At 57.0% G+C, this 12,963-nt stretch carries 22 protein-coding genes; 15 read left to right on the top strand and 7 right to left on the bottom strand.

Annotated features, from left to right (window positions below; all coding sequences use genetic code 11):
- Positions 1-129 precede the first annotated feature (129 nt).
- Positions 130-660, top strand: coding sequence for a hypothetical protein (locus REH59_RS10920; RefSeq protein ID WP_014859793.1), 531 nt, complete (start codon positions 130-132; stop codon positions 658-660).
- A 372-nt stretch (positions 661-1,032) separates the two neighbouring features.
- On the opposite strand, the gene REH59_RS10915 is transcribed toward REH59_RS10920, so the two are convergent.
- Positions 1,033-1,431: a hypothetical protein gene (locus REH59_RS10915; RefSeq protein WP_128573608.1), complete on the bottom strand. Its 399-nt coding sequence runs from the start codon at positions 1,429-1,431 to the stop codon at positions 1,033-1,035.
- A 104-nt stretch (positions 1,432-1,535) separates the two neighbouring features.
- Between REH59_RS10915 and REH59_RS10910 the strand changes: the two genes are divergently transcribed.
- On the top strand, positions 1,536-2,120 hold the full coding sequence (locus tag REH59_RS10910; RefSeq protein ID WP_128573607.1) for a hypothetical protein: 585 nt from the start codon (positions 1,536-1,538) through the stop codon (positions 2,118-2,120).
- Between the two features lie 55 nt (positions 2,121-2,175).
- Here REH59_RS10910 and REH59_RS10905 read toward each other — a convergent pair whose 3' ends face one another.
- The 4 genes from REH59_RS10905 to REH59_RS10890 form a co-directional block, all read right to left on the bottom strand.
- Positions 2,176-2,583 carry a hypothetical protein gene (locus REH59_RS10905; protein WP_128573606.1) on the bottom strand — a complete coding sequence of 136 codons (408 nt, stop codon included), beginning with the start codon at positions 2,581-2,583 and terminating at the stop codon, positions 2,176-2,178.
- Positions 2,584-2,779: 196 nt separating this feature from the next.
- Positions 2,780-3,034, bottom strand: coding sequence for a hypothetical protein (locus REH59_RS10900; protein ID WP_014859790.1), 255 nt, complete (start codon positions 3,032-3,034; stop codon positions 2,780-2,782).
- 308 nt (positions 3,035-3,342) lie between these two features.
- Positions 3,343-3,540, bottom strand: coding sequence for a hypothetical protein (locus tag REH59_RS10895; protein WP_128573605.1), 198 nt, complete (start codon positions 3,538-3,540; stop codon positions 3,343-3,345).
- Between the two features lie 65 nt (positions 3,541-3,605).
- Positions 3,606-3,989 (bottom strand): hypothetical protein, encoded by a 384-nt coding sequence (locus tag REH59_RS10890; RefSeq protein WP_014859789.1) that lies wholly within the window; start codon positions 3,987-3,989, stop codon positions 3,606-3,608.
- A gap of 89 nt (positions 3,990-4,078) precedes the next feature.
- Between REH59_RS10890 and REH59_RS10885 the strand changes: the two genes are divergently transcribed.
- The 3 genes from REH59_RS10885 (at position 4,079) to REH59_RS10875 (ending at position 7,121) form a co-directional block, all read left to right on the top strand.
- The gene (locus REH59_RS10885) at positions 4,079-5,029 is read left to right on the top strand and encodes a phosphoadenosine phosphosulfate reductase family protein (RefSeq protein WP_014859788.1); all 951 of its coding nucleotides are present in this window, start codon (positions 4,079-4,081) and stop codon (positions 5,027-5,029) included.
- 15 nt (positions 5,030-5,044) lie between these two features.
- Entirely contained in the window at positions 5,045-6,391 is a 1,347-nt protein-coding gene (locus REH59_RS10880) for a DNA cytosine methyltransferase (RefSeq protein ID WP_014859787.1), read from the top strand.
- Between the two features lie 370 nt (positions 6,392-6,761).
- A complete protein-coding gene (locus REH59_RS10875; RefSeq protein WP_014859786.1) occupies positions 6,762-7,121 on the top strand; it encodes a hypothetical protein in 360 nt (119 codons plus the stop codon).
- Here REH59_RS10875 and REH59_RS10870 read toward each other — a convergent pair.
- Positions 7,118-7,279, bottom strand: coding sequence for a hypothetical protein (locus REH59_RS10870; RefSeq protein WP_014859785.1), 162 nt, complete (start codon positions 7,277-7,279; stop codon positions 7,118-7,120). The two genes, REH59_RS10875 and REH59_RS10870, sit on opposite strands and share 4 nt — an antisense overlap.
- 160 nt (positions 7,280-7,439) lie before the next feature.
- On the opposite strand from REH59_RS10870, the gene REH59_RS10865 reads away from it, so the two are divergent.
- The 9 genes from REH59_RS10865 to REH59_RS10825 all read left to right on the top strand — a co-directional run bounded on the left by REH59_RS10865 (position 7,440) and on the right by REH59_RS10825 (position 11,190).
- Positions 7,440-7,862, top strand: coding sequence for a hypothetical protein (locus REH59_RS10865; protein WP_135007139.1), 423 nt, complete (start codon positions 7,440-7,442; stop codon positions 7,860-7,862).
- Entirely contained in the window at positions 7,862-8,113 is a 252-nt protein-coding gene (locus REH59_RS10860) for a hypothetical protein (RefSeq protein ID WP_014859783.1), read from the top strand. Before REH59_RS10865 ends, REH59_RS10860 begins: the two co-directional genes overlap by 1 nt.
- Complete coding sequence (locus tag REH59_RS10855) at positions 8,110-8,502, top strand: hypothetical protein (RefSeq protein ID WP_135007138.1); 393 nt, start codon at positions 8,110-8,112, stop codon at positions 8,500-8,502. Before REH59_RS10860 ends, REH59_RS10855 begins: the two co-directional genes overlap by 4 nt.
- Positions 8,502-8,897 carry a phage protein NinX family protein gene (locus REH59_RS10850; protein WP_128573604.1) on the top strand — a complete coding sequence of 132 codons (396 nt, stop codon included), beginning with the start codon at positions 8,502-8,504 and terminating at the stop codon, positions 8,895-8,897. Before REH59_RS10855 ends, REH59_RS10850 begins: the two co-directional genes overlap by 1 nt.
- Complete coding sequence (locus REH59_RS10845; protein WP_014859780.1) at positions 8,894-9,079, top strand: hypothetical protein; 186 nt, start codon at positions 8,894-8,896, stop codon at positions 9,077-9,079. The genes REH59_RS10850 and REH59_RS10845 overlap by 4 nt, the downstream gene beginning before the upstream one ends.
- Before the next feature lie 46 nt (positions 9,080-9,125).
- On the top strand, positions 9,126-9,467 hold the full coding sequence (locus tag REH59_RS10840) for a hypothetical protein (RefSeq protein ID WP_014756060.1): 342 nt from the start codon (positions 9,126-9,128) through the stop codon (positions 9,465-9,467).
- 55 nt (positions 9,468-9,522) lie between these two features.
- Positions 9,523-9,846, top strand: a complete 324-nt coding sequence (locus tag REH59_RS10835; protein ID WP_014859778.1) for a hypothetical protein — start codon at positions 9,523-9,525, stop codon at positions 9,844-9,846.
- Positions 9,847-9,885: 39 nt separating this feature from the next.
- Positions 9,886-10,122, top strand: a complete 237-nt coding sequence (locus REH59_RS10830) for a DUF4224 domain-containing protein (protein ID WP_128573603.1) — start codon at positions 9,886-9,888, stop codon at positions 10,120-10,122.
- 81 nt (positions 10,123-10,203) lie between these two features.
- Positions 10,204-11,190: a tyrosine-type recombinase/integrase gene (locus REH59_RS10825; RefSeq protein WP_245150130.1), complete on the top strand. Its 987-nt coding sequence runs from the start codon at positions 10,204-10,206 to the stop codon at positions 11,188-11,190.
- Between the two features lie 444 nt (positions 11,191-11,634).
- Here the strand turns inward: REH59_RS10825 and REH59_RS10820 are convergent, their stop codons facing one another.
- The gene (locus tag REH59_RS10820) at positions 11,635-11,928 is read right to left on the bottom strand and encodes a hypothetical protein (RefSeq protein WP_320450569.1); all 294 of its coding nucleotides are present in this window, start codon (positions 11,926-11,928) and stop codon (positions 11,635-11,637) included.
- 153 nt (positions 11,929-12,081) lie between these two features.
- Here REH59_RS10820 and REH59_RS10815 point away from each other — a divergent pair, with 153 nt between their 5' ends.
- Entirely contained in the window at positions 12,082-12,888 is an 807-nt protein-coding gene (locus tag REH59_RS10815) for a toll/interleukin-1 receptor domain-containing protein (RefSeq protein WP_320450568.1), read from the top strand.
- Positions 12,889-12,963: the final 75 nt, after the last annotated feature.

Below are 12,963 nucleotides of genomic sequence, written 5' to 3'. Positions count from 1 at the left end.
CCGTCTGGCTCGACGAAGAAAACGCCCATTGAGGTGTGCCACCCATGAGACGCATCCAGAAGCTAACGCAGCAGCGTCGCCGCCAGCTGCACATACACATCCCGCCCAGCGGATTGAAGGAGGTGCCGTATGGCGATGACATCGCAAGAGCGCGACAAGCGACGGCGCGAGAAGGCCGAGCGCCTGCAGGAAGAAGACCTGCGCTTGAAGGTTCGACCAGGGACTAAGCAGGCCCTGCTGGAGCTGATGGAGTGGGCCGGGATCGAGGAACAGGGCGAGGCGATGACGCTGATGATTCATCACATCGAAGCGCTCGGGCATCACGCGCTGTTCCGGATTGCGCGCCACGAAATCGAGGCTCACCGTTCTGTGGCGCGGAATGAGCCGCTGCGGCTGTCAGCCCGGAAGAGAACCGGACAGCACCTGAGAGCTATCTGCGGCTGGGCCGACGCCACATACAGCCAGATGATCGAGGCGCTGATCAACGGCATTCACGCCCTGGGCGCGCTGCACGCGGCGAAGTTTCTCACCCCGCCGCGGCATAAGATCAGCATCTCGCCAAAGTTGGCCCGGGCCTTCGACCAGAAGAGCATGCTGATGATTCAGCAGGATCCAGGGGACGAGATTCTTAGGCCCGAGCTCAGGCCTTGTCTTTTCTGACTCGATCCATGAGATCCACAAAAACATCGATTGACACGGAAACTATTCCCGATAGGGGGTACTTCGGCAGCCGCCATGGGTCAATCAATGCCAAGGCTATCAGCAGATGGTTAACGATCCCAATTTGATTATCTATGAACCCTTTAACGTCCCCAACAGGTTTCGGAATGCCTGTAGGAGTTGCATATAAGAGCGTGTTCCTGAAATTCGCTCGTTGATCTATTAGCCGTCTGATCTCGTGGGTCTTCTCAAGCCCTAGGAGATACTTCATCTCATCCTGAAATTCTTCCGCTAGCGTCCTCGCCCCTTGCACCACGAGATGCAAAGGGGGTGTCGGATGAACCGCCGTATTCGAGCGGCCGAGTTGTATAGCTAAACGTAGGCCGTTGCGGCCATCAATGTCATCAAAAAAATTCGGTGCTGGCCAAACTGATCGCCTGCCTGCGCCTTACGGTTTTGAAACCACTGCATGACCGTACCTACAAATAGAACTACGGCATGCTTATCTTCGTGTTTTCGGAAGTAGAGTTTTTCTGCGCCCTCATAGCCCACCTCTTTCAGTGAGTTTATCAATGCAGTCGCGGCCTCTTCTTCCGCGCACACGGCTCGAAACGCAGCCATAGCCGGGTCAATGCTCGAAATTTCTACGGACTTTCGAAGGTGGGAAATTGCGTTAACTGAGGCCCACTTTGTCCGGCCAGAGCACCCCTCCAAAAAGCCTTGGAACTGCTGGAAGGATTCGACATCTAGGCTCCGCGCAGCGTTATTCATGCTTTACCAGTCCCGATTTAAATAGATACCAATACCCCATCCCAAACCAAATTGCCACCATGCCGCATCCGGCCACGGAGGGCGGCGCATGCATGGAGAAAGTCATGATCGAAGCCACCGAGAAGCAGCTCAACCTGCTCTGGCACACCCTGGGACTAAATCCAAGCTGCCGAACTGGCGGAAGAAACCACTTCCTCACCAGCCCAGGCTATGACGACGCCAATAACCTGGATGTACTCGTAGAGGCTGGACTGATGACGCGCGGCAAGGCGCCGGCCTTCTGTGATGCTAATGACGTGGTGTACCGGGCAACGCCTGAAGGGAAGCAGTTTGCGCTGGCCAAGCTTCCCCCGCCGCCGCCTCCGCGAAAGTACACCAAGTTCGATGCCTATCTCGACGAGTGCGAATGCTATGACGGCTTCGCCCACTTCCTCGGGATCAACCAGCCCCAGATCCAGCAGCGCGGCACCTGGGGAGACTATGAATACCGGATGGTGCGCTACCCACGCGGCAGCGCCTACTGCGAGCATCGCAGGCCTACCCGTTTCGCGCACTGGTCGCCCTACGAGACTGTTGAGGTCGCAGGCGAGTGGGCTCGTACCATGAAAGCGGCCAAGGCCAGCTACAAGGAAGCGCTTCGACTCAAGCTGGCTGAGCGCCGCGCCGAAAAAATTCGACGCGCGGCCTGACCCTCCTGCGCTGCCCGCCAGCGACTAATCTGCTCAGGCATTGGCCTATCTGATCTCAGTTCCGTTTATCGTCATCCGTTGGAGAGCTGTACATCCCTCTATCCTGGCTGAGTCGGTGAAACGGCGACCGCTTCAGCCGAGGGATTGCGAAATGGTAGACAATCAACAGCGTTGCCCATCCAGCAAGGCAGAAAATCGAACGCTCGCTTGTGCTCAATGACAGGGCGAAAGAGATTGCCACTATCGCAAACATTATGCTGACAAAGAAGAATCCAGTCGCCAGGGCATTGACGAGGAAATTAAGCCTGTGCCAACGATCTGGGATCAGTTCGAGGGGGCCTGTGGCGATCAGAGCAATTCCAAACGGCACAGAATAGCTGATCAACGACGCAGATGGCTTTCCCAGCCAAAGAAACGCTATCCAAATCGCGAGCCCTATGAATGATGCCGTTCGGGTCTTCATCGCGGCAGCTCCTGATCTTGGCGATCTTCCTCGATCTCGCAACCCCATTACCACCATCCTTGTTTGGTGAGCGGCGAAGCATATCACCTGCCTGCCACATTCACCCAGACGGCGCCGCCCGTCAGCGCCTGCCCATATTCAACGACAACGCTTCTCCGTAGGTGGCAGGATTGGAACACTCCAGCACACGCCAATGTCACCAGTTGAGATGCTGTCCTAGCAGATCAATCGCGACATCCTGAGCCTGCACGCTCACCTCAGCATTCCAGCCTTTGGTCGCGTTCCAGTAATTACATGATCCCGTAGAGGATCGATCACGCCAGCACATGACATCGCCCTGCTCGATCTGGGCAGTCGACTGCAACGCAATGACGGTGTAGGCGCTCTGCTCCTCCACCCAGATTGCGATACGATCCTGGTTAATCCTTTCAACCACGCCAATAGTCAGCACTCCGGTTCTCTCCATAGAAGGCCTGTGCAGCATCAAACACGATACGACATCAAAATGCCACCACCCGAAAGAGGGGCGCCCTCATCTTGGATAACTCCAGGGGCTTAAGCGCCTCGGTTCCAATGGTATGCGACTGCCAGCACGGTGAATGCCAATACCGATTCGGCAACCAGGAACACGCCGTAGAAGTCTTCCGAAAACATGACTGAATCTCTGAGAGGCCGCCTTGCCCTGTGCTTAGCGGGACTGGCTCAGAGCCATCAGGCTTCTCAGAAGTTCAAAGTTCTCGTACTTCAGCTATCGGTGCCTTAGCGCTTGCCGCCAAGTACTGGTGGTAAAGCCGTGAAGAACCAATAGATCCCTGTTCCTAACACCACGGTCCACCGGCTTTCCGGGTTGAGAAACATCCCGACCACCCCAAGCGCGATCAGCATCACGCCAGTCCACCGTCTGCGCTTCGGATTGAACCATAGCTGGAACGTTCGAAGCCCCTCACGCAAAAGCATCACCACTCTCCTTCTGGTAAGCGGCGAAGCATATCACCCCTATTCAACGATAACGCCTCCCGGCATCAGCTCAGGTCGAGGATCAGAAGCAACAGCAAAGCATCCTCGATCGTGTTGACCCGCACCGCCCAGTGCTCATCCTGGGGGAGTGTGAAGCTGTCCGGGAATTGTGCACGAACATGAGCCGCGCTGTACCTTTTTGCCCTAGTCACAGGCGGTCGCCATTGGAATGTCAGCCAACCCTGGGTCGGCATGAGTGCAAACCAGCACTCTCCATCAACTTCGATTCCTACTGAGCGCACTTCACCCTGACGCTTCCGGTAGCAGGTGACCGATTTCATGCAGACGAGGGTTCCGATCAGCAATGCGTACGCCTCTTTTGCGCACCCGTCACGGATGTAGTCGTAGTAATCGCCTATCCAGGCTGTGTCTTCACCGATTTTCAGCATCAGCTGCCCTCCAATCAACAGCTCAACTGTAGCCCAATCAGAATTGCGCCTCCTCGGCGAGAGCGGCGCCTGCACGCAAGGACCACACGATGGCCGAATACAACATCGTCAGCATGAGTGGCGGTAAAGACAGCACGGCCACCCTACTGGTCGCCCGCGAGCTGGAGGTGCCGAACCTCAGCGCCGTGTTTGCAGATACCGGGCACGAACACCCTGCCACCTATGACTACGTGCACTACCTGGCCGAGGCCGTCGGTGTGCCCATCCGCTGGGTAAAGGCCGACTTTGCCCGGCAGATCGCCAGCAAGCGCAAGTTCATCGAAACCAAGTGGCGCGAAAAGGGAGTGCCAGAGCCGGTGGTTCTGGCCGCCCTGGAAGTGCTGCACCCCACGGGCAACCCGTTCCTCGACATGTGCCTCTGGAAAGGCCGGTTCCCCAGCACCAAGGCCCGATTTTGCACGGACGAGCTGAAGCGAAACCCGATCATTGAGGACGTTTTCATGCCGCTGATGACCGGCGAGAACCTTGTGCTGTCTTGGCAGGGCGTGCGAGCTGATGAGTCGCTGAGCAGGAGATACCTGCCTGAGTGCGATGAGGTCGGCGGCGGCCTGTTCAACTACCGCCCCATTCTGAAATGGCCGGTGGAAGCAGTATTCGAGGCGCACCGTGCAGCCGGCATCAAGCCAAATCCGCTTTATCTACAGGGCTGCAATCGAGTCGGCTGCATGCCCTGCATCATGTGCGCGAAGGATGAGCTGCGAGAGATCGCCGCCAGGTGGCCAGAAGAAGTCGCTAGGGTGCGGGAGTGGGAACGATTGGTCAGCATCGCATGTAAGCGAGGATCGGCCACGTTCTTCACTTCTACCAACGATCCCACCGTTCGCGCCAACGACAACATAACCGCCGACACCCACGGCATTGACCGAATGGTCGACTGGGCCAACACCGCTCGCGGCGGGCGCCAGTTCGACATGGTCGACTTGATCGCCCGCACCGATAACCAGAACAGTTGCTCCTCATCCTACGGGCTGTGCGAGTAGCTCGAGAGGATCATCATGCCCATCACCTACGGAAGCGTCTGCAGCGGAATTGAAGCTGCGACCGTAGCCTGGCACCCGCTGGGCTGGCGTGCCGATTGGTACGCCGAGATCGAACCATTCCCCTGCGCCGTGCTGGCCTACCACTACCCGGAGACGCCGAACCACGGCGACATGACCCGCCTGGCGGCCATGGTGCTGTCCGGCAAGATCCCGGCGCCCGAAGTTCTGGTCGGCGGCACACCCTGCCAAGCCTTCAGCGTGGCCGGCATGCGCGAAGGCCTGGCCGATCCCCGCGGCGCCCTCACCATCAAATACGTGGAGCTCCTCGATGCAATTGACCATGTTCGAACCATGCGCGGCGAGCCCGAAGCCATCTGCACCTGGGAAAACGTCCCCGGCGTCCTCTCCGACAAAGGCAACGCGTTTGGCTGCTTCCTCGGCGCCCTGGTGGGCGAATCCGAAGAACTCCAACCGCCAGGGGGCAAATGGAAGGACGCTGGTTGTGTGTATGGACCCACGCGAACAGCCGCATGGCGGATTCTGGATGCCCAATATTTCGGCCTGGCCCAACGACGCCGCCGTGTGTTCGTTGTCGCAAGTGCTAGAGCTGGGTTCGATCCCCTCGAAGTACTTTTTGAGCGCGAAGGCCTGCGTCGGGATACTCCGCCGCGCCGAGGCGAGGGGCAAGATATTGCCGGAACCCTTGCTTCTCGCACTGAAGGCGGAGGCTTTCCCGGCACAGACGAAGCCCTAGCCGGATACCTTCAAACATCTGCATTTGGCGGGGGGAGGACCGGAGGCTCGATTGATGTCGCAGCGACTCTGGTTGCCAAAGGTCAGAAGTGTGATTTCGAGGTCGAAAGCTTCGTTGTCCATGGCACGCAGGATCCATGCGTCCTTGATGATCAGGCCTTCGCCCTAGGCCGGAACAGCGGCCAAGAAAACGCCCTGCTCGCCTTCAGCTGCAAGGACCACGGCGCCGACGCTGGAGATGTGGCGCCAACGTTACGCGCAATGGGCCATGGCGCCAGCTATCCCAATGCCGGTGGCCAGGTAGCAGTGTGCATCACTGGCGATATCACGCACACGCTGAAGGCCGAGGGCTTTGACGCCAGCGAGGACGGCACCGGCCGGGGCCAGCCAATGGTTCAGGCCTCCACCGGCGTTCGGCGACTCACCCCGCGAGAGTGCGAATGGCTTCAGGGTTTTCCCGGCGACCACACCCGCATCCCCTATCGCGGCAAGTCCGCCGATGAATGCCCGGACGGCCCGCGCTACAAGGCGATCGGCAACAGCAAGGCCGTCTTTGTGGTCCGCTGGATTGGCCTTCGCATCCAACAACAACTTGAACGCATCGCTTGAGGTGCCAATGCTCATAGAGAAGCGCTTCCCCAGAAGCAAGCCATGGCGCATCTCACTGTGAAGTTACTTGCAGTAGAGCGCTCTAGGGTCTGGGTTATAACCTGAGGTGTTTGCTCCCATTACGGTTACACATTGCAACGCTCCGCAGGTGCAGTTCGAGATCATTGCGGACCTGTCTGCAATCGTTGACGTCGTGCATGAACATGCTGGGGGCGCTACAAGTTGTGCCTCAGCATCACAGCCAGACAGCCAAATAGTGAAGATAACGACACTCAAGCTGAGCAGCATTCTCATAGTAATCCCCCAACTTATTTGACCCCAAAACAATAATAGCAGTCACCACATTTACTGAATCAGGAAAAGCTTTCCCATGCCCACAGAAAACCGATCCAGCACCATCGAGCAGCATGACCATATCGAGGGGATCATCGATATGGTCAGCGTACCGCGCGTGTTGACGCGTGAAATGCTCAATGGGGTATGCATGCACCCGGACCTCGCAAGGTCTCTTTGGAGTGCACTGCTGAAGAATGCACCGCAGTCAGCCCCTCAGCCCCACCCCGACCCTATAGCCTGGATGGTTGGTACTGCCTTCTGGTGGACCAAAGAAGAGGCAGAGCGGGATGCGGCGGCGACTGTGCAGCCATTGATTCCTATAGGACCGCTACTGGATCTTGGGTGGCCGGCCGACCAACGACAAGCCGAGCTGGTCGGCGGCCAACATGTCTAGATGGTGCCCTTGGCGCGTATTGATTGGATCTGCGCTTCGGTAAAGCGCCACAGGGAAATGAGCTGACAAACGCTGACTCTTCCTTCTTGCTTCACGCATTCGACGTATTCGACGGTTACGTCGTTATCCAGCTTCAACTCTTTGATTCGATATTTCATAACCACCTCTCTTTGATTGGTGACAACCGAGAATACCGGATCTAGAACATAGCCCGCATGATTTTGTACGTTTTTTAATCAGATCACATTTGTACTCCACCCCGCTGTAACCCCTCTCCCCTCTATTCACTGCCGCGAAATGGCAGCCAAGGACGAAGTCATGCCCACAGAAAAGCAACCGGCTTGGCCGGACCACTTCCGTTATATCGATTCCATCGGACCCGAAGGCGTCACGATCGTGTGCCGGCGCTACGTGGTGATCCGCGAAAGCGAGCACTGCTACTGGCTTGTGCCCGAAGGCAGCGAGGGTTACGCCGTGGCGCGTCAGGAAGCCACCGGGAAAGTCTGGGGCAACGCCAAGCGTGTATCGAAAAGCTCTTGGCGCCGGTTCGCCTACCCCGACAAAGAGGAAGCGCTGCGCAGCTACAAAGCCCGCAAACGCCACCAGCTAAGCCATGCCGAGCTGGCATTGGAACGCGCAAAGGCCGCCCTGGCAGATATAAAGGATCTGGAGGCGATCAACGACGAGCACCTGTGCGCCGGCGGTGATTACATCAAAGAGCTCAACTGGGTGGACTGCTGATGACCCGCCTCGCCCTCTGCCTCCTGCTGCTGGCCACCAGCGCCAGCGCAACCGAGAACGTCATCGACGTGCAGCACGACAGCCAGCGCGGCGTCACCTGCTACCTGCTCAACGGAGTCGGCATCAGCTGCATCCCCGACAGCCAGCTGCAGGCCGGCAACCAGCGCCAGCTCTTCCCGCACGAAACACAACCCGAACCTACACCCGCACTGGCGCCTGGGCGCTGGATTGATGAGAGGTATCAGCTGTGAGCAAAGCCGCCCGGAAAGATATGCTCGACGAGATGACCAAGGAAGACTTGGTGGAGTGGATCAGATCTCAGCACTTTTTCATGAAGCCCAAGAAGAGCGATGTGCTGTATCTGCGCTGGAAGCGGCAATCGGCAGACGTTCTGGCCGAAATGGAGAAGGAGAACCGCGCGATTGACCATCTGGACTTCAGCGAGCGGGATCGACTGGCTCGACAGTTCAACGCGTCAAAAGATCCAAGTGAGCGGCTTCGACTGGTCGAGAAGATCGAGCCTTATGACAAGGCCCTGAGAGAACACCTGAACCGCTCCGAGGCGATCAACCGCAAGCAAAAGCGAGTGGATGCACTCTACGACCAGATCGAGGTCGAGCGGAAAAAGGAGCGCCGATGATGACCGACCTGATCGAGGTAAGGGTATCCAACCTGGTCGGCGCCCCGCTGGACTGGGCCGTGGCAAGGGCCGAGGGTTTCGAAGCAGATCCTGTATGCCGAACGACGGTATGGCTTACGCCAACTGACCCCATCAGCATCAGCATCCGCGGCGTAACTGAAGGTTTCGGCTATCGCCCTTCTTCTCACTGGGGCCACGGCGGTGTGCTGATCGACAAGCACCAAGGCACCGCTCAGCACATACCCGGCCTGCCCGAAGATACCTGCTATGCAGGCGGCCCGGCCGGTGCCGGGGTCTGGTGCTATGGCCCCACCGCTCTGGTCGCGTTCTGCCGGGGCCTGGTCCACTACAAGCTCAGCGATACCATCCAGGTGCCGAAGGAGCTGATGCCATGAGCATTTCTGAAGAGCACTTCCAGCGCGCATGCGAGTTCGCAGATCAGCTGATCACGGAGAAGTCCGAATGGCTGCGCAGGGCCTTGAAGGCTGAGCGTGAGCGAATCGTTTACCGAGCCCTAGCCATCGCCGGATGGCTTGGGGTGATCACGATGGCAATCACCTGGAGCATTCAGCCATGATCCTGCCACTGATGTACATGGCCTACCTGATCTACAGGGGGCCGCGATGAGCACACCGCCACTCATCAGCAGCCAGCGATACTTGAACCGCGATGTTATCGCCAAGAAGGTAGCCAAGTTCAAGGTATTCGTGGTTCGAACAATCGATCTGGAGATGCGCGGAAAGCTCTATCGCATCATCCTTGATGGCCATCACAACTTGGCGGCAGCCCGACTCATCGGCGCCGAGCCAACCTGGAAAGGACCTCCGCCGAAGCTCGAGCGCTTGATGAAGGGAATGACGACCGAAAGATTCGCCGCCTTCATGATCAACAACCTCACCGACAGCGACTGGTACTTCCACGACACCGGTCAGGTAGTCGAAGAGCTACTTGCACCGCAGCTGTAACCCCTCCCATTCCACTCAAGCCCGCCGACATGCACGGGCATGGAGAGCTATTGCCATGACGAAAGAAGAACTGGCCAGCCTGCCGGCGAAAGTGCGCATCGCCACGGAGGCTGGCAAGGCTGCAGCAGCTGCCTGCACCGATGATGGTGGCAGCGCCAACCTTGATCGAGTCGTGATTCCGGTACCGGGCCTACGCCCTAACCAGTTGCCAACTCTGCCGGGCTATGTCCAGAAGAAAAGCCGCTATCACCAGCAGGGCATTCATCTAGACACGCCTTGGCCAGGCCAGGGAAATATGCACAGCGCCGGCGTGCAAGCCATGCACAAGTCGCTGAAGGACCAAGGCGTCAATTGCTACGTCTACTACCAGGTCGACTGACCACCAACCTGCCGCCATCGGCGGCGTGGAGACCATCCCATGGAACATACAAGCGAGATCCTCGAGGAGGAGGAAGTGGTGCGGCTGACTGGGTACCAGATCCCGAGCAAGCAAATCGCCTGGCTTGCCAACAATGGCTGGCAGTACACGCTTACCCGGGCCAGGCGCCCCATCATTGGCCGGATGTACTTCCGGATGAAGATGGCAGGAGTGAAGCCGACGGCAACGAATGCCACGGCCGAGACATGGACATTGGACTTATCGCGCGTGGGGTAACAGATGCGCACCAGGAAGGCATCGAACAAGGACCTGCCGCCGCGGATGTTGCGGCGGGTCCGCAAGTTGTAAAGCGGGAAGCTGTGGGTTGGTTATTACTACGACGGGAGGGATGCAGACGGGAAGCGGCAAGAGGTACCGCTGGGGACTGATCTCGCAGAGGCCAAGCTGGAATGGGCCCGCCTGGAACATAAGGCGAAGCCGAAGGTGATGGCGACGATGGGCGAACTGTTTGACCGGTACGAGCGGGACATCATACCAACCAAGTCGCCACGCACTCAGAAGGACAACAAATATGAGCTGGAGCGCCTGCGCAAGGCGTTCGCTGATGCGCCGATCGAGGCTATCAACCCGCCGGTCATTGCCCAGTACCGGGATGCCCGCACTGCCAAGACTCGGGCAAACCGGGAGATCGCCCTGCTCTCGCACGTTTTCACCATGGCAATGGAATGGGGCTTTGCCGAACGCAACCCCTGCCTGGCGGTGCGTCGCAACAAAGAGAAAGTGCGCGATTTCTACGCGGCTGACGAAATCTGGGATGCGGTTTATGCCGAGGGCGACCAGGGGCTCAAGGATGCCATGGACCTGGCCTACCTGGCTGGCCAGCGCCCTGCGGACACCCTGAAATTCAGCACCGTCGACCTGGACGAGGACTATCTGTGGGTCGATCAGAACAAGACCGACAAGAAACTCCGCATCCGCCGGCACGTCAATGGCGAACTGACCGGCCTTGGGCTGTTCATCGAGGCGCTACTCGAGCGCCGCAAGCTGCAGGGAGTGCGCAACACGCGACTGATCACCAACGACTCGGGTCTGCGAATGAGCTGGGAGATGTTAAGGAACCGCTTCAGCGAGGCGCGTGACAAGGCTGCTCGGAAGCTCATCGCCGACGGCAACACTGACCTGGCCACCAAGGTGCGGCAGTTCCAGTTCCGTGATATCCGACCCAAGGCGGCCTCGGAAATAGAGGACATCAGTCACGCCAGCCGGCTGCTGGGCCACTCCAAGGAGGAGATCACCAAGCGGGTTTATCGCCGAGTCGGCGAGGTGGTTTCCCCTACCAAGTAAATCGCTGATGCGGAAACGAAGCCTCAGGATGCGGAAACTATCCGGTTTTTCTGCGCGCAAAGAAAAACCCCGCAGACGTTAATCTGCGGGGCTTTCGAATGGTGGAGGCCGAGGTCGGAATCGAACCGGCGTAGACGGATTTGCAATCCGGTACGAAACTGCTATTTTGCTAGGTGCAATCGCTCAAGCCCCTGTATTTATTAGCTTTAGCGTCATTTTCCTGCATCTTGATTCATCATCATTTGGGACATTCAATGTCCCAGTTTTGTCCCACGCCTCCTGCCCCCTCTATCGGCGTTCTGCTGACCGTTTCCCTTCCTTTATACAGCTACTCATGAGCGGCATAGGCCATTTCACTGAGCACAGCCGCGCGACCATCCGGATCAGCGATCAGGGCCACCTAGTCGTCCAGTTCCGCCACCCAGGCCTGTGGTAATCCCACCATCATTCTGCCCTGCACCACCAGGACTGCGCGTAGAGCACGCCGTCGACCTCCTCCACCCCGTTGATGTTTATGCTGAGCTGGGCCATTCCGTTGACCTTGGCATCGTGCAGCCGCGGGATGATGTCCGGACCAGACGACGGGTTGAACACCCAGGCCTGGGTCGATACCCGACCCAGCGGCTCACTGTGGTGGTCGCCGATGTGGATGTCGGCCCGGATGGGTGTGATCTTGCCGAGCTGATTCGTAGGGATGGCCACGCCATTCACACGGCGGCGAACGAGGAGGAAGTACATAAGAGACCTTGCTGTATGTATAACCAGCATATTAAAAGAGACAGATCCTGCAGGCCGGTTCTGGAACTCCTTGATCCAGAACGCTAGAGTTCACTTTAATGGCCTCTCGTGATATCAATAGGCCACGCTTTCTTAACCACGGATGATCCTGAAATGACCGCTAAATTAATATTCTTATCCCACATACATGAGGAAAAGCAGCTAGCCATACTTATAAAGAACTCTCTAGAGGAAGAGTTCAGTGGATTTGTCGATGTATTTGTTTCTTCAGACGGAGTTAGCATACCTGCAGGCTCGAACTTCCTTAAGAAGATCGAGAACGGACTAAAAAACTGTAGCTCAGCCATCTACCTAATCAGCCCAAACTCTGTAAAAAGAAACTGGATAAACTTCGAGCTTGGCGCCATATGGCTAAGAAGCCTGATAAGCGATGAACAGGGAGGTCCAGATATACCATTGATACCTATTTGTCATTCAGGTTCAACTCCTGGTACGCTGCCACCTCCGCTTAACAATCTAAACGCAATTATTGGCACTGAATCAAGCCAACTTGAATTCGCTTTTAAGTCAATACAATCTGCCCTAGGAGGGAAAGGAAAGCTAAGAACTGACTTCGATGATTTGGCAAAAAAAATCAACGACTTCCAACAAATATATACCATTGGCGACAAATTCAACAAGCTTTTGAAGCTTCTATTAAACAAAGATCAAGCCACAGAGCTAGTAAATAAAGCGCCATCCGTATCAATAGACGGGTTCGATGTAGAGCTTCACGGAGTGCCCAAAAATTCAGCTGATGAAGCCAGGCAATTAGTTAAAGAACTAAAAAACCCTCACATTACGATGACCACACTTTCGTCTCGCATAGGTGTAGGCTCAAACGGCTCAGTCTCAAATGAAAACATAAAAATCACAATACCAACATACATGCTAATAGAGTACCGCGGCATTATCTTATAGAAACAGGGTCATTTTGAGCCAGTATTATTTCGGCCAACCGTGGCGAATTGAGCAATTCACGAGCGCAAAACCACG

The organism is Pseudomonas sp. BO3-4 (genome assembly GCF_034044115.1).
Lineage (GTDB): Bacteria > Pseudomonadota > Gammaproteobacteria > Pseudomonadales > Pseudomonadaceae > Aquipseudomonas > Aquipseudomonas alloputida.
Note: the sequence above shows the minus strand (reverse complement) of the source record. Positions and strands in the feature narration are given on the sequence as shown.